Origin of the sequence: Methylophaga sp. OBS3 (assembly GCF_026319325.1) — a bacterium.
GTDB lineage: Bacteria > Pseudomonadota > Gammaproteobacteria > Nitrosococcales > Methylophagaceae > Methylophaga.
This window is the reverse complement of the sequence record NZ_JAPDMU010000002.1, coordinates 159579-185280: the sequence shown is the minus strand read 5'-3', so window position 1 is coordinate 185280 and position 25702 is coordinate 159579. Positions and strand designations below refer to the sequence as shown.

Genomic DNA, 25702 nt, shown 5'->3' with positions numbered 1-25702 from the left:
GACTACACAGGGCTGTTCAAGGTCGTCAATCTTTTCCGCAATTAATAAAGTTTTACAAATAAAAAAGGCACGACCTGTTCACAGATCGTGCCAAAAAAATTAAGGATTAATTTTTAAACCGGTGGCTTGCGGCCAGTAATAAAGAAGACAATAGCCAACACAACACCAATTACAAATAAAATCCAAGCAATGTTAGTTGCCGTACCTGCAATGCCACTTAAGCCCAGTACGCCAGCAATTAAACCAACAATTAAAAACGTTAAAGCCCAACTAAACATATGAATTCCTTTCTTTATATTAGGGCTTTCTACGGTAAGTAAACTGAAACCATTCGTCTTTAACCTGCGTTAAGGCATCAAGATTCTTCAGCCGTTAGCTTAGAAAACAAAAAACCAACAAAATTTATTTAAAAATTTTTTAAGTTAAGAATTTTTCAGTAAACCAAATGGGTTTTATTTTGTCTTAAAACGTAAGGAGTTTTAAATGAACACAGAAAATACTTTTTTCAAAATGCTTAGCCGAGCTTTGCTAATTTCATTTGTAGTTGGTAGCGTTGGTTTAGTAAGCGCCTGTGAGGATAAAGGCCCAGCGGAAAAAGCAGGTGAACAAATTGATGAAACGGTTGAAGAAACCGGTGATGCAATCGAAGAAGCAACTGATAATTAATCACATTGTCACGATTATCTGTAACGCTGCATAAAAATTTATCGTAAATTGACTGGATAAAAAGAAACAAGGAGACAGGTAAATGGCGACTCAAACCAGTAATGAAGAATTACAAAAACAACTTAATGCTTTAAGAGAAGATTTTTCTGGCTTGACCAAAACGCTTAAGGACATGTCGGCAGCCTATGCTGAGCAAGGTCAGGCGCGGGTTAAAGATGCTGCCGATAAAGTGCAGCAGCAGGCTAAAGACTCTTATGGTCGTGTTCAGTCTGAAGTTGAGGCTCATCCAATGTCGAGTTTAGCAATCGCATTCGGTGTTGGTTTGGTGCTAGGCAAAATTCTGGATCGCTAGTATGTGTTCATGCCTAAGTGGGCCATCATTATGAGTCTGCGTACTCGACTGAAAATAAACAGCATTGCAATTGCGGTTGCAGTGCTGTTTGCACTAATTGCGGTTGTTTTTGCCGGTGTTGCACTGTATTTGCATTTGTCACAGTACTTCACGCCAGATATCGCTGCGTTACTTACTGCGCTGACATTTGTCTTTTTGGCGTTGTTAGCACTATTGGCTGCGAAGTTGTTTTCAATGAAAAACAAATCGAAACCAGCGCGTGAATCAAATGACTCAATGCAACAAGTATTAATGTTTTTAGAGGCAGGAATGCAGCAGTCAATTGATCCTGCCATCAGTGATTGGATCGTTAAACATCCGGGTAGAAGTTTAACCCTTGCCGCATTGGCCGGCACATTGCTAGGTAGTAATGCTGATGCACGCAAATTGATCAAACAGTTTGTTGATCGCCAATTAAAGTAGGAATAAGTAAACTTAAATCACAAAGATGTGTGATTTAATTAAACTTTCAGCAAAATTTGACGATGTAACACCTATAGGGGCGGCGACGATGGGTAAAAAACTGAATCGCAATGCAGCCAAGCTGCGTATGACCAATATGCAGGAAGCACGCCGAGAGAGAATTACACGTGCAGGACTATTACTAGAGCGGTGGGGGCAGCAGGTTCGGCAGCCATTATATATCCCAGTGCCGGAGTCAGAGATTGACAATAGCTATATTGAAGATCAGATGACAATAGAAGTGATTAATAGTCTTACCGGTGATACTCGAGATATTGCGAGGTTACACTGGTCTGAAGGGCTATCTGCCGCCGAGATTGCTGAGCAACAGACATTACACCGTAATGAAATTCGCCAGCACTTAGGCTTTGTTGTAGAACAAGTGGCCAATAAAGTCTTGAGCTAGGAGATAATCATGGATAGTAGCAGTATTATTCAATTAGCAAGTGCACTTAGCTCGCAAGATATTGCTGTCCAACAACAGACAGCAATTGTTAAGTTGGCTAATGAGCAGTTAGAGGCCCAAGGTGCTGCATTACTTCAAATGTTGAACAGTGTTCCTGCTGCAACGGCTACCAGTGGCAATATCATTAATATCAAAGTCTAAAAAATCTATCTATTTCTGCCTTTCTGGCAGACAAAATCCTTGAGAACCCATTAGTTACTGCTTTTCAGTAGTAAGTTAAACACGTAAGCTTCAAGCTATCATTGCGTCAAGGAAGCTTAGGTCATGGAAAAAATCGTTGTAATCACCTATCTCTTTATTGTTTTGCTGGTCGGTTTATGGGCTGGTCGTGAAATGAAAGGGATGAAAGATTTTGCTTTGGCCGGTAAGTCGTTTGGCATGTTGGTCATATTTGCAACCTTATCTGCCTCATTTATCGGTGGTGGTTTTTCCATGGGTAATGCCGAGAAAGTCTTCTTGGTAGGTGTCAGCAATATCGTGGCTTTATGGGGCTTCAGTGTTAAAGAGATACTAGTGGCACGCTACATTGCGCCAAGGATGAGCAATTACCCGGAAGCAATTTCTGTTGGTGACATCATGGAGCATCATTATGGTCGTGGTGCCCGGTTATTTAGTGGTTTTTTTGCAATAGCCCTTTGTGCCGGCATCCTTGGCGCACAAATTGGGGCGATGGGTTATGTCTTTAACCTGTTTCTTGATGTCGATAAGGTTTGGGGCATTCTGATAGGTTGTGGGATTGTGATTGCCTACTCAACGGTTGGTGGTATGCGAGCGGTTGTTTGGACGGATGTTATTCAATTCATTGTTCTGGCAATTGGTATTCCCATGACGTTGTATTTCGGTATTCAAGCCGTTGGTGGCTGGCAGTCACTGGTCGACAAGGTGCCAGTGGCAAATCTCAGTTTACCAACAGAACCACTAGCCATTTTGGCGTTACTGTCACTGTTTTTGACATTTATGTTGGGCGAAACTCTGGTTCCGCCCTATCTACAACGTTTGTTGATTGGTAAATCGAGTAACGATGTATCTAAAGGTTCATTACTAAGCGGTTTATTTTCAATTCCGTTTTTTGCCATCACAGGCTTGATTGGTTTAGTGGCATTGGCGATGGAGCCGAGTTTAGATGCCAACCTATCGATGCCTTATGTTATTCAAGAAGCCGTACCACCAGTACTTCAAGGCATTGTGGCAGCGGCAATCGTCTCAATCATCATGTCATCAGCTGATTCATTCCTGAACTCAGCCTCTATCGCATTTAGTAACGATATAGTGGCGCCATTAAGAGAAACACCATTATCTGAAAAAGCAGAGTTAAGACTTACTCAGTCGGTAACGCTTTTAGTAGGTATCTTGTCAGTGATTTTTGCGTTATCAATCGACAGCGTGATTGAAATTTTGATCTATGCCTACAATTTCTGGGCGCCAACGGTACTAGTGCCATTATGTATGGCGGTATTGGGCTTTCATGTCAGTCAGCGCCGTTTTATTGCTGGTGCAATGGCCGGTATTAGTGTTGCAATTATTTGGAATACCCTGCTCGGTGGGCCACTCAATGTTGATGGCTTAGTGCTAGGAACATTAGCTAACTTGCTGGCATTTGTATCGATTGATCGTAAACCTACCCAGTCAGCAGCCTAAATTTATTCCGGTGGTGTATCTAACCAGATAAGTTTGTCAGTGGCAAAGCCATAATCCTTGGCTTGCTTTACAAAGTCTTGTTTTCGTTCGTTGCTAATTTTAGGGCTACGAGCCAAAAGCCATAAGTAGTCGCGGTTGGGACCTGCAATATAGGCGTATTGATAAGCATCTTGGTCTAAGTCAAAAATGACATAGGCACCATAAAATGGGCCAAAAAAAGACACTTTGAGGTGGCCCGTATTGGCGTCTTTAACGAAGAAGGCTTTGCCTTCCGCTTGTTTCCAGGTTTTTTCTTCGGTTAAGTAACCTCGGTTGATGACTTTTACACCACCATCATCACGCAGGCTGTATTCGGCGGTTACTTGTTCCATGCCTTGCTCAAAACTGTGGTCCAGTCTAGCGATTTCATGCCACTCCCCCAGATACCGCTCAAGCTCAAAGTTATTTACCGGGCGAATGCCTTCTGGTGCAGAGGTGCAGGCAGACAGTAAAAAAAGTGTTGTGACGAGAGTAACGAAGCGCATATTAATCCTATTTTTTACTTTATTGATTGATAAGCAACGCTATCAGTTCCTGAAATAGTGATTTCCTTGGCTGACAGTTAGTGATAGGTTAAGCCAAATAAATTGCAACGAGGCATATTTCTAATGCGGCTTTTTAAACTTTTGTTGTTAAGCCTGTCTTTGACGGCGGTTTCGGGATGCGCAGCATATACTGTTATGAGTAATGAACGTTATTACGAAACACGCAGTAGTGTGCCAGAAAATTATTTACCTCCAGCTGGTCAATGTCGGATTTGGTATAAAGATCAACCGGTCAGCGAACAGCCATCGGTAGGTAGCTGCGACGATCTTCAGCATCGTGTCCCCATGAATGCCATGTTGCTCTATGGTTAAAAATAAAAAAGCCGGGATTACCCCGGCTTTTTTACGTACAAGAGAGAATTGCTTCTAGTTCATCATTGATTGAACTTTGTCTCGTAGTTCAGCATCGCTCTGTAATGCTAGTGCGATGTTGCTATAAGTCTCGACGTCCATGCCCGCATCTTGAACAACCTGAACCATTTTTTGGCTAGCTTCCTGTTGCAGCTCTGCAGCTTGATCTGGATCTTCGGTGCTTTCCAGCTTGCCAGAGTATTCAGTACGAATACCTTCCAGATCTTCTTGAACGTCAGCAAATTTTTCCAAATCACTGTCACTGAAATTAGTTGGTACTTCCTGTGCCTGAGGCGATGGTCCTTTATCAGGTGCCGCCCGTTCTGGCTCAGCAGTACCTGCTGCAAATGCAGAGGTGCTTAAACCCATCGCCATTAACAAAGCCATTGCAGTAGTCAGTTTTGATTTCATCATTTGCTTCTCCTTTTGGATTAAATGCAAATGGTATTGAGCGAAAACCATGCCAGACTAGCTTGAATTAAAATATATTAATTTAAATCAATTGGTTACCTGTTTTCATGGGTTTTGGCGGAAAATTAGCAATACTTGAAAACGACATAAATATGTGTCACTTTGACGCATGCGCCATTTTTGGTAATAACAAATAATGCGATTTTTTAAAGGTTTTAAAAGTTTACGCTCTGTGCTGCTGATCCAAGTTGCAGTGCCAGTTTTATTGTTGCTTGCAATCATGTTGGCTGTCGGTCTTGCTTTGGTTGGGCAGTTTATTGAGTCAAGAATGCAACGAGACTTACAACTCGTCGCGCGAACCATTCATTTGCCTATCTCACAAGCAATAGAGCGCCGTGATTTGGAGCAATTACAAAACAGCATGGCATCTGTTTTTGGCATTACTGAAGTTTATGGCGCCTATGTTTTTGATAAATATGGTCAGCGATTAAGTAGTTTTGGTGCTGTTAACCCAACAAGACAGCAAGCAACAGAAGCCTTGGCACAGATTGTTGATGGTGAGTTTGCGCAATATGAGCGTATTCGTGGCCGTAACGTTTATTCTTTTTTTATGCCTATATTTGATGCGACAGGGCAGCCTAACGGTCTATTACAAGTGACCCGACGTCGCAGTGATATTGAGCGTGAACTAAACGAGTTGCAGTATTGGGCATGGAGCGGTTTTGTATTGGTGTCGATAATTATCCTCGGCACTTTGGCTTTTGCCCACCAGCGGGCGATAGGTCGGCCAATGGAGCAGTTATTACAGAGCATGCAACGGGTTCGGGATGGTGAGAAAGCTCATCGCGCCGAGATGCAGGGGCCATTAGAAATAAATGAACTAGCGAGTGGCTTAAATGGCATGTTGGATGCGATAGATGCCGCCAATGCCAGAGAACTAACCCAGCGTGAAGCACGTGAAATGATGGCTGAAAAGCTCCGCCAAAATGAAACCTTGGCAGTATTAGGCCAATTATCAGCGGGTGTCGCCCATGAGTTAGGGGCGCCTTTAAGTGTCGTTGATGGTCGAGCAAGTCGATTAATGCGACGCTTACCTGATGCGACCGACCAAAAAGAGTTACAAGAGATCAAAGATCAATCAGCCCGCATGACGGCGATTATTCAGCAACTGTTGAGTTATGGTCGCTCTTCCCGTTCCGAGAAAAGACAGTTATCAGTACCGTCGTTAGTGGCTCGAGCCGTTGCTTTACTTGATGAATATGCTGGAAAAATCACGGTAAAAGGCGGGCCTGACGTCACGTTGTATGGTGAGTCATTAGGTCTTGAACAAGCTTTAGTCAATCTTTTGAGAAATGCTTGCCAAGCCTGTCCCAAAGGCCCTGTGGAAATCCTTTGGCAACAAGATGAACGTTACTTATCAATCATGATTGATGATGCCGGTGAAGGAATCCCAGACACATTAAAAGCTCAGATTTTTGAGCCCTTTGTGACCAGCAAAGTACCGGGTCAGGGCAGTGGTCTAGGGTTAGCCATTGTAAAAAGAGTACTTCGTGACCATCAGGCAAGTATCGCATTAGTCGACAGCCAGCTTGGCGGCGCCTGTTTCCAGTTACGGTTTCCATTAAACAAACAGGATGAGCAACAGCCCAATGCCTAAAAAGCAGGTTTTAATTCTCGAAGATGATGAAGCATTAAGCAGACTTATTGCTGATGAGCTTGAGGCACAGAACTGGGATTTATCTATTCACCATGAATTAGCGAGTGCTTTAGATTGGTTGGGCAGCCATCAACCAACTTTGATTGTGACGGATATGCGTTTGCCTGATGGCAATGGCATGTCTTTAGTGAAACACGTTGTTGAAAACTGGCCTGAGGATAAACGGCCAGGATTAATTGTGATCACCGCTTTTGGGAGCGTGCGTCAGGCTGTTGAAGCGTTGCAGGCAGGTGCTGATGACTTTCTGACCAAGCCTTTAGATTTAGATCACTTCTTGTTGGCAGTTAATCGTGTCGTAGCAAACCGTGATTTAAAGGATGAGCTTTATCAGTTTCGAAAGCTCAGTAAGCAAAAAGACTTTCATGGCATGTTTGGTCGTAGCCAAGCCATGCGAAATTTGTTTGAGCAAATCAAAGTGATTGCCAGAGCACAAGGGCCAGTATTAATTAATGGTGAGAGTGGTACGGGTAAAGAGCTTGTCGCGAAAGCGCTCCATAACGAGAGTGATCGCGCTGACGGCCCTTATTTAGCTGTCAACTGTGCAGGTATTCCACAAGAGTTACTTGAGAGTGAGTTTTTTGGGCATGCCGCAGGCGCCTTTACTGGTGCAGGTAAAGCCCGAAAGGGACTTTTACAGCAAGCGAATGGCGGTAGTTTGTTGTTAGATGAAATTGCTGAAATGCCTATGGCGTTGCAAGCAAAGTTATTGAGAGCCCTACAAGATGGTTCAATACGACCGGTTGGTCAGGATACCGAGGAACAGGTCGACGTTAGAATCATTGCGGCCACACATCGAGATTTACGCCAGCAAGTGGCTGAGGGGCTATTTCGTGAAGATCTATTTTATCGTTTAGAGACTTTCGCACTCAGTGTGCCGTCACTACGAGAGCGTGATGAAGACCGTGAGTTATTGGCATTACAGTTTTTGCAAAGTATGGCGGTGGCTCAAGGGAAAAAGATCAAAGGCTTTAGCGAGGAAGCCTTGTCGGTAATTCGCGGTTATGACTTTCCTGGAAATGTTCGTGAGCTGCAGAATGTTATCGAGCGAGCAACAGCATTTTGTAGTGAGAATTTAGTTAAATCGACACATTTGCCAGCACGTTTAACGCAAGTTTCGGCTGATAAGAAAGTGAACCCATCTGAGAACTCAACAGAAATTGATGCAGATTTATTGGTGGGGTCAGTACTGCCAACGTTAGATCAACTTCAAAAACGCTATGTTAAAAAAGTCCTTAATGAGGTGAATGGAAATAAACGTCGCGCTGCCGCTTTACTGGGTATTGGCAGACGAACGCTGTATCGTTGGCTTGATGAAGAAGATACGGAACAAGATTAATTGGGCAAAGAAATATAGCCCCACTTACCATGTAATTGAACGGCTGCTTTGCCATCAAAAAATGGCTTGGCGTTTTCAAACTGTGCTTCGATAACCATTTGGCCTGATTGATCAATATAGCCATACTCCCAATAATTTTCGGTTACTGGAGCAAGCCCGCCTTTAAATGATTGTGCCCACTGATACTGTGGTGTTATCGCCCACTCACCATTGGGTTGTATAAAGCCGACTTTACTGTTTACCTCGACACGCGCTAACCCTTCATGAAATGACCAGGCATCATCATATCGAACGTCATTAAGTGGTTTTCCAGTCATATCAATGAAGTTATAGCCATCATTAAGCTGAACAGCTGCAAACCCCTCATTAAAGGTTTTGGCAGCTATAAACTGTGGTTTAACCAACCATTTGCCGTGTCTATCAATATATCCCCAGTAGCCATCATCAAAAACAGCGGCATAGCCATCCTTAAATATTCGAGCTTGTGCATATTGAGGCTTGATCATAAGCTCACCAGAATTTGATACATAACCCCAATTTTCGCCAATTTTTACAGCGGCTAGTTGTTCATTAAAAGCCATCGTTTCATCAAATTCTGCTTGGATTTGCCATTCGCCGTTATGATCAATATAACCCCATTTACCCGCACTGTTTTTGACAGCGGCAAGACCTTCAGAGAAAACAGTAGCCTCTGAAAATTGTGGGGATATAACTTCACTGCCCTCAGCGTTGATATAACCCCAAAGGTTATCTTTGAGAACGGCGGCTCGCCGCTCTGAAAATAAATGCATGCGAAGGTAAGTTGGGGAAAGCACTACTTTTCCCTTACGATCAACAACGCCCCATAAACGGTCGGTTCTAAAAGGCGCAATGTCTCCAGAGAAGTCGGCTATTTCATCTGCTTCAAATAACACGTTGCCTTGTTGGTCGATAATTGCCATTGTCAATTTGCCGCGCTTGGCCATTACAACAACGGCGTTGCCATCATTAAAATTACCTGCAGCATCAAAATGGAAATTTATCGCCAGATTTTCGCTAAAAGCCATGGTAGGCTGATAAGCATTGCTCCACGCACTGAAGCTGAGCAGCAGGATCAACGTAGATCCTTGAACAATGGTTTTTACGTCTGGAAGTGTCATACAAATCAATATATTAATGTTGTTGAATTGATGGTGGTCGCCAGATTGTGAAAATCCCGTGAAAAGTTGCTCTTAGCGCTACAACAAGGATAGGGGGCAGTATGATTGAACGTGATGAAGATACTTACAAAGTCTTAATGGAGTCGGCTGAAGATATCACGTTAGCATCGCGTAATTATAACGATGAGATTATCGGCATCGATTACTACGCAAATTTGAGTGTCTTAACTGACGAGCAACTGACCACTTTGATTGAACGGTGGCAGGATAAACGCTTAACTTGTATCAAAGAACGTTGGGCATCTCAGTGGATGGTGGTGCAAGTATGTGGCTTAATCATGGCTGCGATGTTTATTGCGTGGTTGTCTGGGGGCTATGCCGGTATTTTTGTCAGTATTGCGGGTGTTATTGCCATGATAGCGATGATTGAAGATAAACGTGTTTCAATTGCCAAGCGCAATATGAATGACGCTATAAAAGTATGTGAACGCTTACAATCTTTCAGAAAAACCTGATGGCATTAAAAAAGTTTTTAAGTGGTTTATCCGCATTAGTTTTGACAGCCTGTTCGCCAGTCAACATGCTCAATGGCTTGGTGCCAAGCCATGGCTATTTCTTGCAGCAGGACATTGCTTACGGAAACCATGAGCGGCAAAAGTTAGATATTTATCTGCCCAATCAACGTAAACCTGATAACCCAGTAGTGGTTTTTTATTACGGTGGTGGTTGGGAAGCCGGTAATAAAAAAGATTATAAATTTGTCGGTGAGGCTTTAAGTAGCCAGGGTATAACGGTCGTTATCGCTGACTATCGGGTTTATCCTGAAGTCGTTTTTCCGACATTTATGCATGATGCCGCTGCAGCACTTGCTTGGACCAAGCTACATATCGATAAATATGCCGGAAATTCTGACCAAATATTTGTGGCAGGACATTCTGCTGGTGCACATATCGCAAGCTTACTTGCTTTAGATAAACGATATCTTGCCCCTCATAAACTCACACCATCAATGATCTCTGGTGTGGTCGGACTGGCAGGACCTTATGATTTTTTACCCCTAAAAAGCAAAACGTTAAAGTCGATTTTTGGTGATGAAGCGTTACAAGAACAATCCCAGCCAATTAACTATGTGAATGGTGAAAATCCACCGATGTTGTTAATGGTGGGCGAGCGTGATCGAACAGTTTTGCCCCGTAATAGCTATCATTTATCAGAGAAAATATCAGCATCAGGTGGGGAAGTGTCGCTTGTGCGTTATCCTGATCATGGTCATGTAGCGATGGTCGCCAAATTAGCCAAACCTTTACGGGGCGATGGTGCTCTTTTGAAGCCAATTATTGCGTTTATTGAAGCAAAAACCGATACCCTTTAGTTGGCAATTTAGCTCTGTCTTTGCATGCTGGTGTAGCGAGCCTGATCTGCTTGGTTATATAGTTGCTGCAATTGAAAGTCTTCGCTGTCGTTGGTTTCTGCAATGCCAACACTATAACGAAGTTGTTCATTTACACTAACATGACTGTTATAAGCAGTAACTGTCTCGGCTAACCGTTGTAATACCAACTGATTATTGTGTGATTTATGCTGGTTCACCATTAAAGCGACAAACTCATCGCTGCCAATTCGAGCCACCAAATCGGACTCACGAAAGTTATTTTGCACTATGGTAGCGAATTGTTTGAGCGCCACTTCTGATGCTTTAAAACCAACTTTATCGTGAATAGGTTTAAGGCTGTCTAAGTCAAAATAAATCAAAGCAGCGGATAAGTTTTGCATCTGACAGAGATCCAACATATGTTGTGCTCGTATCTCAAAACCGCGCCGGTTGAGTAAACCCGTGACTTGATCTTCACTGAATTGTAGGTTGTTGGCGATTTCTTCTTCTACCATTAGGCCAAGCTCATTCAGTAATTGGCGGTCATTTTCAGAAAAAGTACGTGGTTTGTCATCAATTACGCAAAGGCTGCCTAAACGCTCACCGCTTGGTGCTTTAACCGGATAGCCTGCATAAAACCTAATGTGTGGTGCGCCGGTGACCAATAAATTGTTCTGAAAGGTTGGGTGGCGGCTCGCATCCATAACCACAAGCGGTTTATCACCCTGAATGGTGTGATTGCAAAATGCCTGTTCACGGGAAGTTTCAGAGACATCAATACCAACTTTAGATTTAAACCATTGTCTGTCTTCGTCAATAAATGACACGAGACTAATTGGCACATTAAATAGACGTTTCGCCAAGCGGGTGATGCGGTCAAATCGTTGCTCCGCAGGTGTGTCGAGAATATTCAGAGACAGTAATTTGTGAAGGCGTTGTTGTTCGATGAGTTCGACTCGCTGCTCTAGCCATCCAGAAATTTGGCTGGCCTGCAAAGGTCGTCCAATAAAATAGCCTTGAGCTTTATCACAGCCTAGTTGCTGTAAAAAAGCGAGTGTTTGCGCATCTTCGATACCTTCTGCAATGACCAACATGCCTAGACTATGTGCGAGATCAACGATTGCTTTGATAACAAGCCGAGACTCGCGAGAGTGTAAAGCGGTCATCACAAATGATTTATCGACTTTAACTTCAGAAAAAGGCATTCGCACTAACTGCAACATTGATGAAAAGCCGGTACCAAAATCATCAATGGAGAGTAAAAATCCTTTCATCCTTAATCGGGTCAGAATATCTAGGGATGCGATGGGGTCATCCATGGCCCCAGTTTCGGTCAGTTCGAGCAAAATTTGTTCGGGATGGATTTGATACTGCTGACACAATTGCTCAAGCGTATTAAATAACGCTAAGTTCTTCAGTGACAGTGCGGAAATATTGATAGAGCATAATAGTGGCTTGCTATTTAAGCTCGGTCTTTTGACTTTTTGTTCAGCACAAAAATTACTAAACCAATGCAAAGCTTTTTGGAATACAACTTCCGTTAAAGAGTCAATTAATTGGTTTTGCTCAGCAATAGCGATGAATTGATCGGGGGGGATATGGCCATGAATGGGGTGGTGCCAACGTGCTAGTGTTTCAAAACCAATTAACATACCACTTTGACATTCTACTTTTGGCTGAAAGACGACGTCTAACTTATGTTGTTCAATGGCGAGTTGTAAATCAGCTACGGTAGCAACGGTATTTTGTCTTAGCTCAGTGTGCTCAATCAACTCATGGGTATGTTGAGGCACATGATCAATGAGCTCACGAAAGCTTCTAGGGTTAAAGGGCTTCGGTAAAATACCAATGATATTAAGACCGTGCGCGGCGGCTGAGCGAGCGGCTGCTTGCAAGACTTGATGACCAACGCCACTAGTAATCATGATATTGGCGTCAACATTGCGAGCACTTAATTCAGCTAATACTTGTACACCATCCATTTCTGGCATCACGAGATCTAAGGCAATATGACTCGGTGACCAGTTTTCTAGATAAGCAAAAAAGTCGTTTGGATTATCAGCAAGTTTGACAGACATGCCAGCAAATTCAGCGACATTCTTGAGTGTTTGCCCAGTCAGATCGTCGTCATCAAGTATGAGTAATTTCAATTCTGCCATGGCTTAATCAGGGATCCTTTACTGCGTTTATGGCCTGTGCAACACGTTGCAGCAGCGCAACCCTATGATAGGGCTTGTGAAGCAGGGACTGTTGACGCTGTTCATCACTGAGGTCATTCAGTACATTTTCTGTATAGCCCGAAGTATAGAGTACAGGTAACTCCGGGCGAATGAATGCAGCCTGTTTTGCCAACTCACTGCCTGAAAGGCTATCTGGCATTAACACATCAGTAAATAGCAAATCGATACGTTGGCCAGAATTAAGCCATTCAAGTGCCTGTTTTGATTCTGCGGCTTCTAGAACGTGATAGCCGGCATCACGTAGCTGGCTGCTTGCATATTGACGAACAAGGTCGTTATCTTCAACAACCAAAACTGTATGCCCGGCGATATCTAAATGATGATTAACTTCAGGTGCTGGTGGGGCTTTTTCTGGCTTTTTCTCGGTTTCTGCGCGAGGTAACAGCAATTTAAAGATGGTGCCTTCGCCTGGTTCGGAAATAACGCGGATATGACCGCCAGATTGCTTGATAAAGCCAAACACCATACTGAGCCCTAAGCCACTACCTTTACCAGCAGCTTTGGTTGTGAAAAATGGCTCAAAGATTTTGTCGATCATTTCTTTTGGAATACCAGAGCCTGTGTCTTGAACGCTGACTTCAACCCAGTCAGTACCACGTAACTCTTTATCTTCATCAAGTGGTTGAGCTTTGATGTTGGCTGTACTTATTGTGAGTTCACCGGACTCAGGCATCGCATCACGGGCATTAATGGTGAGGTTTAACAAACTACTCTCTAGCTGCACGGCATCAATCATAACCGGCCATAAGTTTGTGCTTAGGTTCAGTTTTAGTGGTGACTTTGCCCCAAGCGAGCTTCGTAGTAGCTCCTGTAATTGTTGTATTAGTTGATTGATATCGACTTGGGCGGGTGACAAGGGCTGGCGACGAGCAAAGGTGAGTAAGTTTCGGGTAAGTCCTGCGCCACGTTCGGCAGCATTACCAATGAGTTTAGAAAATGATAATAGTTGTGGCTGCTTTTCTAATGCTTCTTGTAGCAAATCATTATTACCGGTGATGACGGTGAGCATGTTATTAAAATCGTGGGCTATCCCGCCGGTTAACTGGCCAATGGCTTCCATACGTTGAGCTAGCTGTAGCTGCTTTTGTAAAACTCTTTCGTTGGTGATGTCTCGCTGAATCGATACCAGATGGGTAATTCGACCACTATCTACACCAATCGGCACAATGTTGAGCTCAATTTCCACCTCGTCACCGTTTTTATGGTAATTGGTGAGCTGTGCCCTGACCGATTGTCGACTGATCAAAGCTTGTCGGATGCGGTCCAGTTCGCTCCGCTGGGTTTTTGGACCTTGTAAAAATCTTGGTGACTTACCAATCGCATATTCCCGAGAGTAGCCCGTAATGCGTTCAAATGCGTCATTAACGAATACAATTTTGGGACCAGGTTCATCAAGAGGTGTGGCTTCAGTGATGATGACGATATCATTTAATTGCGAAACGGCATTTCGCAGCAGGATAAGCTCATCTTGATCACGGCGCAGACGAGTAATATCACGCAAATAAACGGTTAAACCGTCGGCGGCTGGATAAATACGCACGTCTAACCACAACTCTCGACCGGCATACCAAAACTCAAAAGCAGTCATTTTGTGTGATAAAACTGCTCGCTCAAGCTGTCGACTAAAACTACCATCTGCATCAATTGGGGTTTCATTCACGGCAAGATTGTTTAATAGCGCTGAACGAGGTCGCCCCAATAAGCTGGCAGCTTGTTCATTGGCGTAGCTAAAACTGAGATTTTCATCTAGGGTGAAAAACGCGTCGGTGATGCTGGCCAGAGTGTTTTGCAGTTGTTGTGAAAGGTTTTCACTATGCTGCTGTAAGACTTTACTCTCAGTAATATCAATACCAGAGCCATACCATTTGAAAATATTTCCCTGCGCATCACGTGCTGGGAGGGCGCGGGTGAGAAACCAAAAGTATTGCCCATCGTGTCGTCGAAGACGGTATTCAGCAACAAGCGCTTCTCCTGTTTTGATGCAGTGCATCCACTGGTTATGTGTTGATTGTTGATCATCTGGGTGTAGGAAGTTTAACCAATTACTGACGATGAACTTCTCGCTAGCACCCAACAAGTCGACGGTGTAACGCGAAACTGACTCGAGTTCACCATCCGGCCGCGCAGTCCAAGTAAATAACTGCAAACTATCACCAGCAAATCGGAAGCGTCGCTCATCTTCAGCCATTTTTGCTTCGATAATACGATTAGAGTGTGTGTCTTGGATCACACCAAAAATCTTTCCTGATGATTGACTATCTTGATAGGCAACGAGGCGAATCCAACGTAATTCACCATCTTTTTGTAAACGGCGATATTCGATATCGAGAGGTAATGCTGCGGGCTGCATATTGGCTAAAAAATGCTCACCATCGACATCAATTAGTAAGGCTGAAAATTGCTCTAAAGAAAGTTCTGCCTGATCAACAGTTAGGATCCTTCGAGCTTGTTTAGATAGATGAAAAATACCATCTGCCGACAAATGCCAACTACCTAATTTGGCAAGTTTGCCAAGTTGAGCTGCCATTTGTAATTGTTGTTGCTGGGCTTGTTGGGATGTTTGAAACGCCATCCCTAATCTGCATGCCGCGTATGTGATAAGCAGCAATAATGTCGATAAAGCGCGATTGCCATAAGCAAACAATGGTAACGAGGTGTCATAAGGGTTGGCTGTGAGAAATAAGCCAATCCAAGTAAAGAGAATGCTAATAACGAGAACAATATTAAGAGCGTAACGACGGCCGCTCAGTGACGCGAGAAATAAGACGGGCGCATAGAAAATGCCATGAGCAAAGCCCAGCACGGTATAACTATCTGCCATTAAGATGAGCGGAAGTAGGCCATAACTGACCACGGCGAGCTCACGCCGATGCTGCATGTTGGCCACGATTCGATGCATTTATCTCATTCCTTGCAATACACTCATCGTTATCAGTGCTGTTACCCGACAGTAACTAAACCCAAAGCTAGATACTACAATTTTTGTCGATTCAATGTTGAGATGAATAAATGGTTTGCTCGGTTACCACATAGTCCATGGCAATATCATGTGGCTGTGCTTCAATATCGTCGAGTTTTAATGATTCTAAGCCAACCCCGATAGCCAATGGCTTGGGTTGAATAGCGGCCAAACTGCGATCATAAAAGCCGCCACCATTTCCCAAGCGATGACCGTACTGATCAAATCCGACTAGCGGAATAAGTAATACATTTGGTACAGCAAGCTCAGTATTTTGTGGAACGGGGATCCGCCAAGTCTCGGGCGCCATAACACAGTCTGGTTGCCATAACCTGAATTCTAGCGCTGTATCTTTAGCGATGATCTTCGGTAATGCTGCCTGCCAGCCTTTAGCTAATAAGGCCTCGATAAGAGGTTGGCAATTAATTTCGCCTTTAATTGGTATATAAAAACTGATAATGCCTGCAGGTAATGGCAGCAAAAAATCTAGCAGCTGGGACTGTATTTTCTGCTCAACGTCATCCCGCTGAGAGGGGGTAAGTATTTGGCGTTTATTTATTAGGTGTCGTCGTTGTTGATTTCGCCAGTCAACCCAATCTTTTTCGTCAGGCAACGTTCAATAATCCTTGTAATTGTTGTCTGTTAGCGCTTGTGACTAAGTCCGCTAAGGTGTATTCGTCTAAGACACTTAAAAAAGCATATTGGGCTTTGGCAAGCGCGCCTTTGAGGGTGCAAGCAGGATCAATAGGACAAGAATCGCTGTTACCAAAACAAGGTAATAATTGTAGGTTTTCGGTTTGTCTGACAAGTTTGCCAATATTGATCTCATCTACTGGTTTAGCAAGCGTTAAGCCACCCCCTCTTCCACGAAGGCTGACGATGTAGTTATGCTGGACCAGTGTTTGTGCAACTTTAGCTAAGTGATTTGCCGAGATCGAAAATTGTTCAGCGACAATTTGAATGGTGGTTTTTGGACCTTGTTGTGTGGCGAGGTAAATCAATAATCTCAGTGAATAATCTGTGTGAGTTGTGAGTTGCATAGCGTTTACTCCTGTAAAACCGCCTGTGCACAGATAGGTAGTGTGCACTCATGATAGCGGCTTGGGAATTAATATTTTGTCTACTAGTTACGCTCCAGACAATTATTCGTTATGTATTGATGTATATATCAAAGTTAACCCCATTTAGCGCCCTTGACTAGATCAATACTCATCAATGTGACCAGCCTTTTTGATGAAAAGATGCATTATTAGCAAAAACCTTGGGCAATAATGATAGCTGGTTGGCATTTTTCTCACGTTTAACGCTTTAGAAGATGAGCTGATGGCTTTCTTTATATCAATCAAATTCACTTCTTGTAGCATTTTATAAAGAACATATAAATTCGATAGTGACTAATTTATTATTAATCTTAAATATAAAAAAAATTAAAATTTAACACTTTCAGCTTCGTTTAAGATTGATTTTGTAACCTGAGCTCACCTTAATCAAAAAGGAAAGGAGCTTAAAAATGAAAACATTAAACAAACTGACGTTAGCAGGTTTGATTTCACTGGGTATGGCTGCAACTGCCTTTGCCGATGCAGATGATCTGATGCAAATGCAACAAAAAGCAGAAGCCTTTGATTTAATAAGCGTTGATGAGGCTAAGCGAATTGCATCAGAAACGAAGCCTGGCTTTGTTGATGATATCGACTTAGAGGGTACTGGCATGGGATATAAATACGAAGTTGAAGTTGCTGATAAGCAAGGTATGGAATGGGATATTTATATCGATGCTAAGACAGGTGAAGTGTTGCACGTACAGCGTGATTAATAACACACATTTCTCTTGTTAGTAAAAAGCATAGGCCCGCTAATTAGCGGGCCTTTTTTTCAGCTTTGTTTAATTTTCAATTATTAACATAGCATCGTCGATATAAAGAGGTGACAAAATGAAAACATTAATTTCTGCTGGCGTATTATCTTTAACTCTATTATCGGGTTCTGCTATTGCTGATGATGCGTGGGAAATTCAGCATAAAGCCGAGCAACTGGGCTTGATTTCTCTTGAAAAGGCGCAAAAGGTTGCACTTGAGGCAAAACCTGGCCTTATTGATGATATTGATCTAGAAAATAGAGAGTTTCTTGGTGGCTGGGACTATGAGTTTGAGATCTTAGGTCGAGACGGTAAAGAGTGGGAAGTCAAAGTCAATGCTGAAACGGGTGAAATACGTGATATCAGCCGTGATTGGGATTGGTTCTAAATTTTAGTAAGTCTTTATAATAATGAAACCCGCTCTAAGCGGGTTTTTTTATGGTCGAGAGGGGAGAAATACGCTGACTTTTAATCCGCCTAAAGTGGTTGATGCAGCAAACTGCATGTTGCCATGATAACTATCAACAATATCGTAGACGATAGCGAGACCTAAGCCGCTGCCCGGGGTTGACTCATCAGCGCGAAAACCACGCTGGGTCAGTTTTTCCAGATCTGCATCGGCACAGCCTGGGCCATCATCTTCGATGATAATTTGGCAATTTCCGTCAACTTGTCCAACCTGAATTTCAATGCGTTGTTCACACCATTTACATGCGTTGTCGAGCAGGTTGCCTAATAACTCCAATAAGTCTTCACGATCACCAGCAAACTGTTTGTCAGGTTCAATTTGCCAATCAATAAGCAATGATTTGTCAGCATGCATCAGTTGTAGCGTATGACTTAATTCGGCAATCGTTTGCTCAAGATCAACGCGTTGGCCTGGTAATGGTGCCCCAATTAAGCGTGCTCGTTTAAGCTCTCGCTCGACAATATTTTGTAATTCTCGGGTAGTGATTTTGAGTTGATTGCGAAGCTCAGGATAAGCATTGAGCTCAGGCTTATCCGCTGTTTGGTTGAGTAAGCTGAGGCGGTTTTTTAAAGCATGAGCAAGATTACCAAGCGCCACTCGTGAGCGTTGTGTTTTTCGCGTCATGGTACTGAGTAATTGGTTTAGTGCTGAAATCATCGGCTGAATTTCTTCAGGTCCTTGATCACTGATTTGTTCAGCTTCGCCTTTATTTAGACGTAGTAACTGCTGGCGGATTTTTGCCATAGGTTTTAAAGCGCGTCCAACCAAAAACCACTGTACGCCTAGCAAAATTAATAAGCCGGTGGCAGAAACTAGCGTAAACAACCATTGAAACCGTTGTCGATCTTCACGGATTGGCTGGATATTTTCAGCAATAGCGATGGTTAGGCTTACACCCCGTTTGGTGTACCCATTGAGTTGGGTAAACAGCGCTTCATCTTGTGGGCCAGCTAAATATGTTTGTCGACGTTGCCCGGCGGGTAATCGTTCAATATCAAGTTGCTCATCCCAAAGTGAGCGTGATTGCAAACACGTATCTGGATTACAAACAATGTAATAGCGTCCAGAAAAAGGCCGCTGATAGAGACTACTTAAAACTTGTCCATCAAGTGATAAAGCGCCTTCTGGGGTGATTTCTAAATGCCCCAATAGACTTTCGGCTTCGCTTTGTAGTCTCTCGCTCAGTTGTGATTTGGTCAGTCTATCAATGGCAATACTGATCAGTGCCCACTGTAGTATCAATAGAATACTGAGGGTAATGGTCAGGCCGAGAGTTAAACGCCGCTTTAATGAGGTCATGAGTCTTTAAACACGTAACCTTGTCCTCGACGCGTTTGGATATAGTCAGCCCCAATTTTTTGTCTTAACCGGTTTACGTAAACCTCCATGACATTACTGTCTTTATCGCTGTCGTAGTCGTAAACATGTTCGGTTAATCGGCTTTTTGAGACAACTTGGCCAGGATGCAGCATCAAATAACGCAAGAGCCGAAACTCTGTGCCTGTAAGTGTTAACTGCTGTCCATCAGATAACGTGACTTTTTGTGCATCTTCATCAAGCGCCAAACCTGACACGGTTAATGGTCCACTGTGATTACCGTGGCTACGTTTTAATACTGCATTAATTCGTGCCAGTAATTCTTCGGTTTGAAAAGGTTTGGCAACGTAGTCATCAGCGCCGGCTTTGAAGCCGGTTACTTTTTCTTCCCAGCTACCACGTGCTGTCAAAATAACGACGGGTAGTGCATTACCACGTTGCCGCCAATTTTGAAGAACTTCTAGTCCTGGACGTTTTGGTAGGCCCAAATCTAAAACTGCAATATCGTATGGCTCAATATCACCTAATGCCTCTGCATCAATACCATCGACCGCCAAATCGACAGCATAGCCAGCATGATTTAACGCTTGTTGAAGTGCTGGACCTGCAAGTGGATCATCCTCAACTAACAATAACCGCATCGTTTAATCATCCAATTCCAAATCCATGAGTTCGCCAGTGGCTGCATCAAACTCCATTTCCCAAACGCGACCATTTGCATCGAGGATCTCGATTTCATATTCGTATAGGCCGTCATCTTCCTCTAAACCGGTATCTATAACTTCACCAGGTTTAATCGTTTTTGCAATTTCAATAATGCGTTCTAGGGGTAATATGGCGCCAGCTTCACGTAATGCACGTGCTTGCTGGTAGCTCACATCATCAGCCATTATCGGCAATGCTGTTAATAACATCATGATGCTACCAGCAAGTGCTGAAAGTGTTTTTAGGTTCATTTGGTGTCTCCTCAAGCGACTTTTGCCTGATAGTTACAGATTAATATACTTTTGTTGTATTAAACGTAGCTGAAAAGTCGCGGCAGGTCTTTGCTATTTTTAGAGACAATAGACCTGCAAAGATATATCCAAGGATGAGGCTAAAAGCGGGGTGATTAGCCCTTTTGTTGGAAACGGGCGATCATATCTGTAAGGCGGTGCGACTGACCTTGTAGGTCTAAAGCGGCTTTTTGGGCAACATCTACACCTGACATGGCTTGTGAGGTGTTGTCATTGGCGCGAACAATATTGCGGTTAATATCTTCGCTTACAGCGCTCTGTTCTTCCACGGCAGTCGCAATCAACGTATTAAGATCGCTCATTTCACTTACTTGTTCAGCGATGGTTTGCAGTGCTTGAATGGCACCCGAAACGTGTTGCTCACTCGTCTCGCTAGTTTGCTGACTTTGTTGCATCACTTGCACTGCGTGGGTTACAGCATTATTCAAATTTTGAATCAATGACTGGATCTGCTGTGTTGAAGACTGGGTTTTACTGGCTAATGAGCGGACTTCTTCAGCAACCACGGCAAAGCCACGACCATGTTCACCGGCTCTGGCAGCTTCAATTGCAGCGTTAAGCGCGAGCAGGTTTGTTTGATCAGCAATATTGGTAATCACATCGATGATTTGACCAATGTTGCGTGTGTCCCCCTCTAATTGGGCAACGACATTGGCAATGTTATTGATGGCAACATTCAATTCAGATAATGCTGATACCGCTTCTAAAGCACTATTAGCCCCTTTTTGAGATAAATCATCTGCTTCGGCAGCTTTACTTGCAGCAACAGACGCATTTCGTGCTACTTCTTGGATGCTTGCCGTCATTTCGGTCATGGCAGTGGCGACTTGCTCCATTTCAGACGCTTGACTTCCCATTGCGGCATGAATAGAGGTCACAGAGCGCGCACTATCATCAGATTCGTTGGCAATATTTGCGGCAGATTCTTTCATCCGACTTAGTGTGGTTCGCAGGCGTCCTCGAAGTAATATTGAGACGAGTTGCAGTTGACCAATTTCATCACTACGCCCGGTATAAACCATCGCCATTAATGGGTTGTTAACTTCTTCACGCGCTTCTGCAGCAGCAGCTTTAAGGGGGGCGATTGCCCACTGACTTAGGCCAAGATAAGCCAAAAAAGCAACAAATAGGCCAGCCATTTCAGCAAAACCTGTAAACAAATTTGGCACGATACTGATAACGCCACCACCAAGGATCAAGGCAAGGATCTGAATCAAAAGATATCGTTGGTTTAATGATAAATTCGAGAGGCCCGATTCAGCTTTAGCAGATTTGCCGGCATTGATGCGCTGATAAACTTTGTTAGCGCGTTCAACTTGGTCACGTGTAGGTTTGGAACGAACAGATTCATAGCCTACCACTTCGCCATCTTCAACGATGGGGCTGACGTAGGCATCTACCCAGTAATGATTACCGTTTTTAACACGGTTTTTGATGATCCCCATCCAATGCTGGTTGGTTTTTACGGTTTGCCATAGATCATCAAAAGCTGCGGGCGGGATGTCTGGGTGCCGGATAACATTATGATTTTTATTATCCAGTTCTTCGTAATCAAAACCACTGATTTTCAGAAAAGTGTTATTAAAGCTAGTGATAATACCTTTAAGGTTGGTGGTTGAGATGATCTCTTCACCATCAGGGAAAGGTACTTCGACATCCGTAATAGGCAGGTTTTGTTTCATTGATATCTCCGATATCAAACGGCGTCATCGCCAAAATAGACACTGTCCATGTCTTACCGAAGCTAATAGTCCATATCAGCATAATCAGTATATCGGTTACTTATATGGAAACTTAAAAATTTCCGTTTCGTCATTTTAATAACTGATTTAAAACAAAATATCTCTAACGCTGGATTTAATTTCAAATCATTTTGCGCTATGGTTAAGGTGTCACCTAACGGGGAGCTTGGTCATATGAATCAACGCACGCAGTCAGGACACACGGGCTTTGGGAGTCAGCACCGGCAGCCAATGGATAAGGCGCCTCCTCCCAAAGTATTAAGCGATATCGCGGCCAAAGCTGGTGTGCGTTTCAACGGTGATAATCCTTGGGATATTCAAGTCCATGATGAAGCGGTTTACCGAAGGGTTCTCACACATGGTTCGCTTGGTTTCGGTGAAAGTTACATGGATAAGATGTGGGACACGTATCGTCTAGATGAGCTATTTGCCAGATTATTAGCCATTGATGTTGAGCAGCAACTAGGCGGCTGGGCTAAATTACGTCTTTTAGGCGAAATCATTCGGCAAAACATCTTTAATCTCCAAACCAGTCAACGTGCTTTCCAAGTCGGAGAGCAACATTACGATACCGGTAACGACATTTTTGAGGCGATGCTAGACCCTACAATGAGCTACTCCTGTGGCTATTGGGAAAAAGCCGAAAATTTAGCTGATGCACAAATAGCGAAATTGGATCTGATTTGCCAGAAACTGCAGCTTCGCCCAGGTGAAAAAGTCTTTGAAATAGGTTGTGGCTGGGGCAGCTTTGCCCATTATGCAGCTGAGAATTATGGTGTCGAAGTTGTTGGTGTCACTATTTCGCGAGAGCAGCAGAAGCTAGCCCAGCAAAGGTGTGAAGGCTTACCCGTAACTATCGAGCTAAAAGATTACCGTGATATGGCGGGGCAGTTCGACAAGATCGTCTCCATTGGAATGTTTGAGCATGTTGGTCAGAAAAATTATCCCGTGTACTTTGATGCTGCAAACAGACTGCTTAAAGACGAGGGATTATTTTTATTGCACACCATAGGCACTCACCAAACTAATCTCAAAGTGGACGCTTGGATTGATAAATATATTTTTCCGAATGGCAAGCTGCCTTCCGTTCAAGAATTAGGCAATGTGTTGAACGGCCGTTTCGTGATGGAGGACTGGCATAACTTTGGCCCTGATTACGATAAAACCTTAATGGCTTGGTGGCGTAATTTTGATAATGCCTGGCCAGCCTTACGCGATAAATACGACGAACGTTTTTATCGAATGTGGAAATACTATCTTCATGCTTGTGCGGGATTTTTCCGTTGTAAGCAGGGGCAGCTGTGGCAGCTAGTGTTAAGTAAGCGTGGTCGTAAAGAGGTTTACCGGTCATTACGTTGAGAGCTAAATGAAGACTATTTGCTTCTGATTTAACCTAAGTTGACGCGTATTTCACTTTCAATATGGCATTATTCATAAAAAGTTAAAGATATCTGCGTTTCATCAGCTTTGTTGGTGTTATAGGTTGAAATATCGACTTCTAACCCCACATATTCAGTTAAGTTATTAAATGCTGAATGGATAAAGCAGCAAAAAAGTTTTTTATCAGGAGGTAAATATGAGTTCGATAGATATTGGTATTAACAAGAAAGATCGCGCTATGGTTGCTGAGGGATTAAAGCGCCTACTCGCTGATTCATACACCCTTTATCTGCAAACCCACAATTTCCATTGGAATGTAACCGGCCCACAGTTCCGTGATTTACATTTGATGTTTGAAGAGCAATACACCGAGTTAGCAACAGCAGTAGATGAAATCGCTGAACGTATTCGTACCTTAGACGTTGCTGCTCCTGGTACCTATAAAGCTTTTGCTGAGTTAAGCTCAATTAAAGAAGTTGAAGGTGTACCAAGCGCTGAAGAAATGGTTAAGACGCTGACACAAAGTCACGAAATCGTCGTGAAAACATGTCGAGATGTATTGAAATTGGCTGAAGAAGCTGATGATGAATCATCAAGTGCATTGGCTTCAGACAGAATGCGCGTGCATGAGAAAACTGCATGGATGTTGCGCGCGATGACACAGTAACGGATGACTTAAGTCCTCTCTCCGAAAAAGACCGCCTTAGGGCGGTCTTTTTTTGTCCTATGTTTACGGAATCGCTTTGGAAGTCAGCACAATCATTTTGTCGATTTGCATATCTTCCATTGAGTAAGCAATACCGCCTACGCCATGGCCTGAGTGTTTGAGGCCAGCAAAAGGCATCCAATCTACGCGAAATGCCGTATGTTCATTAATCATCACCGCTGAGGCATCAAGTCGAGACGCAGCATACATAGCCTGATCAATATCTTGGCTATAGACCGAGGCTTGGAAAGCAAAGTCGGTATCGTTTGCTGCTGCTATCGCATCATCCAAATTCTTAACAGGGTAGATACAAGCTACCGGGCCAAATACTTCATGCTGCGTCACTTTGGCTTGTTTGGGCGGGTTTAATAATACCGTTGGCGTGTAACAGTTATTGGGTAGCGTTTTTGCGCCTGACAAACATTTTGCACCTTGGCTAATTGCTTCTTGTACCCAGTTATCAACACGGTCAACTTCAGATGGACGGATTAAAGGACCTACTGCCGTTTTAGCAGAGAGTGGGTCGCCAACAGACATTCTGTTACCAGCATCCGCTAATTTATTAGCTAACGATTCTGCGATGCTTTCATCAGCATAAATACGTTGTACAGATACACAAACCTGCCCTGCATGATAAAAACTGCCTTTAGCAAGACCTGGCACGATAGCATCAAGATTGGCTGACTTATCGACAATTACCGGTGCAATACCACCATGCTCAAGCGCGCAGCGAGTTCCTGGCGCCAATTTACTACGCAGATACCAACCGACTTTGGCGCTGCCAATGAAGCTCAAAAAAGCAACGCGACTGTCGGTCGCTAATTGTTCAGAGACTTCATGTCCATCAGTCAGAAATGCCTGACACCATTCTGCGGGCAGGCCTGCTTCATGAAATATTTTGACTAATCTAAAGCAAGATAAAGGTGTCGCTTCAGCAGGTTTAACAATAACCGGGCAGCCAGCCGCGATCGCTGGTCCAACTTGATGGGCAATTAAGTTTAATGGGTGGTTAAAGGCACTTATAGCAACAACAACACCGATCGGCTCTTTTTGCATCATCGTCATGCGATGCTGGGAGGCTGCGTTTACACCCATTGGTACGGGGTGTGAGGTTTGATGGCGGAGAGTATCAATGCAATGTCTGATGCTATCAATACAGCGTGCCATTTCTACTTGGGAGTCAATTAACGGTTTGCCGCCCTCTGCAGCAGAGGCATAAGCAAGTTCATCTGCTTGCGCTTGCATGGCATAAAGTGCTTTTTCTAAGATGCTGAGGCGTTGCGGGATCGGTAACCAATTATCCCGATCACGAAACAACTTGTAAGCCGTATGTAATGCTTTTTCAACGGCGCCAGCATCGGCAGTTTCCACGGTTGCCAGCAGTTCTTCAGAGTACGGGTTTGTAACTTCAGTTTGCCGTCCTTTGCCGGCCGTTACGCCAGGTATTTGCAAAGGGAAGTGGGCTGCGGCAGACATAGTGCC

General features: G+C 43.6%; 28 protein-coding genes. 15 read left to right on the top strand and 13 right to left on the bottom strand.

The genetic code is table 11. From position 1 onward, the window contains the following. Positions 1 to 113: 113 nt before the first annotated feature. Positions 114 to 278 (bottom strand): DUF1328 domain-containing protein, encoded by a 165-nt coding sequence (locus OMP94_RS05270; protein WP_266276877.1) that lies wholly within the window; start codon positions 276 to 278, stop codon positions 114 to 116. A gap of 205 nt (positions 279 to 483) precedes the next feature. Here OMP94_RS05270 and OMP94_RS05265 point away from each other — a divergent pair, with 205 nt between their 5' ends. From OMP94_RS05265 to OMP94_RS05240, 6 genes are all read left to right on the top strand, one after another. After that, positions 484 to 666, top strand: coding sequence for a hypothetical protein (locus OMP94_RS05265; protein ID WP_266276874.1), 183 nt, complete (start codon positions 484 to 486; stop codon positions 664 to 666). 82 nt (positions 667 to 748) lie between these two features. Further along, positions 749 to 1018, top strand: a complete 270-nt coding sequence (locus tag OMP94_RS05260) for a DUF883 family protein (protein ID WP_266276870.1) — start codon at positions 749 to 751, stop codon at positions 1016 to 1018. A gap of 30 nt (positions 1019 to 1048) precedes the next feature. Next, positions 1049 to 1480 (top strand): phage holin family protein, encoded by a 432-nt coding sequence (locus tag OMP94_RS05255; RefSeq protein WP_266276868.1) that lies wholly within the window; start codon positions 1049 to 1051, stop codon positions 1478 to 1480. Positions 1481 to 1568: 88 nt separating this feature from the next. Further along, positions 1569 to 1925, top strand: coding sequence for a hypothetical protein (locus OMP94_RS05250; protein WP_266276866.1), 357 nt, complete (start codon positions 1569 to 1571; stop codon positions 1923 to 1925). Positions 1926 to 1934: 9 nt separating this feature from the next. Beyond that, positions 1935 to 2126, top strand: a complete 192-nt coding sequence (locus OMP94_RS05245) for a YjfB family protein (protein WP_266276864.1) — start codon at positions 1935 to 1937, stop codon at positions 2124 to 2126. A 123-nt stretch (positions 2127 to 2249) separates the two neighbouring features. Further along, on the top strand, positions 2250 to 3623 hold the full coding sequence (locus OMP94_RS05240) for a sodium:solute symporter family protein (RefSeq protein WP_266276862.1): 1374 nt from the start codon (positions 2250 to 2252) through the stop codon (positions 3621 to 3623). 2 nt (positions 3624 to 3625) lie between these two features. On the opposite strand, the gene OMP94_RS05235 is transcribed toward OMP94_RS05240, so the two are convergent. Continuing rightward, the gene (locus tag OMP94_RS05235; protein ID WP_266276858.1) at positions 3626 to 4147 is read right to left on the bottom strand and encodes a lipocalin family protein; all 522 of its coding nucleotides are present in this window, start codon (positions 4145 to 4147) and stop codon (positions 3626 to 3628) included. Between the two features lie 195 nt (positions 4148 to 4342). Between OMP94_RS05235 and OMP94_RS05230 the strand changes: the two genes are divergently transcribed. Then, entirely contained in the window at positions 4343 to 4519 is a 177-nt protein-coding gene (locus OMP94_RS05230) for a hypothetical protein (protein ID WP_266276856.1), read from the top strand. Positions 4520 to 4573: 54 nt separating this feature from the next. Here OMP94_RS05230 and OMP94_RS05225 read toward each other — a convergent pair whose 3' ends face one another. Then, on the bottom strand, positions 4574 to 4972 hold the full coding sequence (locus OMP94_RS05225; protein WP_266276854.1) for a DUF4168 domain-containing protein: 399 nt from the start codon (positions 4970 to 4972) through the stop codon (positions 4574 to 4576). Between the two features lie 193 nt (positions 4973 to 5165). On the opposite strand from OMP94_RS05225, the gene OMP94_RS05220 reads away from it, so the two are divergent. Both OMP94_RS05220 and OMP94_RS05215 read left to right on the top strand, forming a co-directional pair. Beyond that, positions 5166 to 6626: a sensor histidine kinase gene (locus OMP94_RS05220; RefSeq protein ID WP_266276849.1), complete on the top strand. Its 1461-nt coding sequence runs from the start codon at positions 5166 to 5168 to the stop codon at positions 6624 to 6626. Beyond that, positions 6619 to 8022, top strand: coding sequence for a sigma-54-dependent transcriptional regulator (locus OMP94_RS05215; protein WP_266276847.1), 1404 nt, complete (start codon positions 6619 to 6621; stop codon positions 8020 to 8022). Before OMP94_RS05220 ends, OMP94_RS05215 begins: the two co-directional genes overlap by 8 nt. Here OMP94_RS05215 and OMP94_RS05210 read toward each other — a convergent pair. Further along, positions 8019 to 9161, bottom strand: coding sequence for a WG repeat-containing protein (locus OMP94_RS05210; RefSeq protein ID WP_266276845.1), 1143 nt, complete (start codon positions 9159 to 9161; stop codon positions 8019 to 8021). The genes OMP94_RS05215 and OMP94_RS05210 overlap by 4 nt on opposite strands. Before the next feature lie 101 nt (positions 9162 to 9262). On the opposite strand from OMP94_RS05210, the gene OMP94_RS05205 reads away from it, so the two are divergent. Together OMP94_RS05205 and OMP94_RS05200 are read left to right on the top strand one after the other, a co-directional pair. Further along, on the top strand, positions 9263 to 9676 hold the full coding sequence (locus OMP94_RS05205) for a hypothetical protein (RefSeq protein ID WP_266276843.1): 414 nt from the start codon (positions 9263 to 9265) through the stop codon (positions 9674 to 9676). Next, complete coding sequence (locus OMP94_RS05200) at positions 9676 to 10533, top strand: alpha/beta hydrolase (protein ID WP_266276841.1); 858 nt, start codon at positions 9676 to 9678, stop codon at positions 10531 to 10533. The genes OMP94_RS05205 and OMP94_RS05200 overlap by 1 nt, the downstream gene beginning before the upstream one ends. Positions 10534 to 10541: 8 nt before the next feature. On the opposite strand, the gene OMP94_RS05195 is transcribed toward OMP94_RS05200, so the two are convergent. From OMP94_RS05195 to OMP94_RS05180, 4 genes are all read right to left on the bottom strand, one after another. Further along, the gene (locus OMP94_RS05195; RefSeq protein WP_266276839.1) at positions 10542 to 12692 is read right to left on the bottom strand and encodes an EAL domain-containing protein; all 2151 of its coding nucleotides are present in this window, start codon (positions 12690 to 12692) and stop codon (positions 10542 to 10544) included. A gap of 7 nt (positions 12693 to 12699) precedes the next feature. Further along, the gene (locus tag OMP94_RS05190; RefSeq protein WP_266276837.1) at positions 12700 to 15672 is read right to left on the bottom strand and encodes a hybrid sensor histidine kinase/response regulator; all 2973 of its coding nucleotides are present in this window, start codon (positions 15670 to 15672) and stop codon (positions 12700 to 12702) included. Positions 15673 to 15763: 91 nt separating this feature from the next. Continuing rightward, complete coding sequence (locus OMP94_RS05185; protein WP_266276835.1) at positions 15764 to 16345, bottom strand: 5-formyltetrahydrofolate cyclo-ligase; 582 nt, start codon at positions 16343 to 16345, stop codon at positions 15764 to 15766. Continuing rightward, positions 16338 to 16772 carry an Rrf2 family transcriptional regulator gene (locus tag OMP94_RS05180; protein ID WP_266276833.1) on the bottom strand — a complete coding sequence of 145 codons (435 nt, stop codon included), beginning with the start codon at positions 16770 to 16772 and terminating at the stop codon, positions 16338 to 16340. Before OMP94_RS05180 ends, OMP94_RS05185 begins: the two co-directional genes overlap by 8 nt. 470 nt (positions 16773 to 17242) lie before the next feature. Here OMP94_RS05180 and OMP94_RS05175 point away from each other — a divergent pair, with 470 nt between their 5' ends. After that, the gene (locus OMP94_RS05175) at positions 17243 to 17548 is read left to right on the top strand and encodes a PepSY domain-containing protein (RefSeq protein ID WP_266276831.1); all 306 of its coding nucleotides are present in this window, start codon (positions 17243 to 17245) and stop codon (positions 17546 to 17548) included. A gap of 118 nt (positions 17549 to 17666) precedes the next feature. Then, on the top strand, positions 17667 to 17978 hold the full coding sequence (locus tag OMP94_RS05170; RefSeq protein WP_266276829.1) for a PepSY domain-containing protein: 312 nt from the start codon (positions 17667 to 17669) through the stop codon (positions 17976 to 17978). Positions 17979 to 18026: 48 nt separating this feature from the next. Here OMP94_RS05170 and OMP94_RS05165 read toward each other — a convergent pair whose 3' ends face one another. The 4 genes from OMP94_RS05165 to OMP94_RS05150 all read right to left on the bottom strand — a co-directional run bounded on the left by OMP94_RS05165 (position 18027) and on the right by OMP94_RS05150 (position 22074). Next, complete coding sequence (locus tag OMP94_RS05165) at positions 18027 to 19358, bottom strand: sensor histidine kinase (protein WP_266276827.1); 1332 nt, start codon at positions 19356 to 19358, stop codon at positions 18027 to 18029. Continuing rightward, on the bottom strand, positions 19355 to 20017 hold the full coding sequence (locus tag OMP94_RS05160; RefSeq protein ID WP_266276825.1) for a response regulator transcription factor: 663 nt from the start codon (positions 20015 to 20017) through the stop codon (positions 19355 to 19357). The genes OMP94_RS05165 and OMP94_RS05160 overlap by 4 nt, the downstream gene beginning before the upstream one ends. A gap of 3 nt (positions 20018 to 20020) precedes the next feature. After that, a complete protein-coding gene (locus OMP94_RS05155; RefSeq protein ID WP_266276823.1) occupies positions 20021 to 20332 on the bottom strand; it encodes a PepSY domain-containing protein in 312 nt (103 codons plus the stop codon). Between the two features lie 155 nt (positions 20333 to 20487). Beyond that, a complete protein-coding gene (locus tag OMP94_RS05150) occupies positions 20488 to 22074 on the bottom strand; it encodes a methyl-accepting chemotaxis protein (RefSeq protein ID WP_266276822.1) in 1587 nt (528 codons plus the stop codon). Positions 22075 to 22308: 234 nt separating this feature from the next. On the opposite strand from OMP94_RS05150, the gene cfa reads away from it, so the two are divergent. After that, the gene (cfa, locus tag OMP94_RS05145) at positions 22309 to 23493 is read left to right on the top strand and encodes a cyclopropane fatty acyl phospholipid synthase (protein WP_266276820.1); all 1185 of its coding nucleotides are present in this window, start codon (positions 22309 to 22311) and stop codon (positions 23491 to 23493) included. 217 nt (positions 23494 to 23710) lie between these two features. Next, the gene (locus OMP94_RS05140) at positions 23711 to 24181 is read left to right on the top strand and encodes a Dps family protein (protein WP_266276818.1); all 471 of its coding nucleotides are present in this window, start codon (positions 23711 to 23713) and stop codon (positions 24179 to 24181) included. A gap of 63 nt (positions 24182 to 24244) precedes the next feature. On the opposite strand, the gene OMP94_RS05135 is transcribed toward OMP94_RS05140, so the two are convergent. Beyond that, positions 24245 to 25696: an aldehyde dehydrogenase family protein gene (locus OMP94_RS05135; protein WP_266276816.1), complete on the bottom strand. Its 1452-nt coding sequence runs from the start codon at positions 25694 to 25696 to the stop codon at positions 24245 to 24247. Positions 25697 to 25702 lie beyond the last annotated feature (6 nt).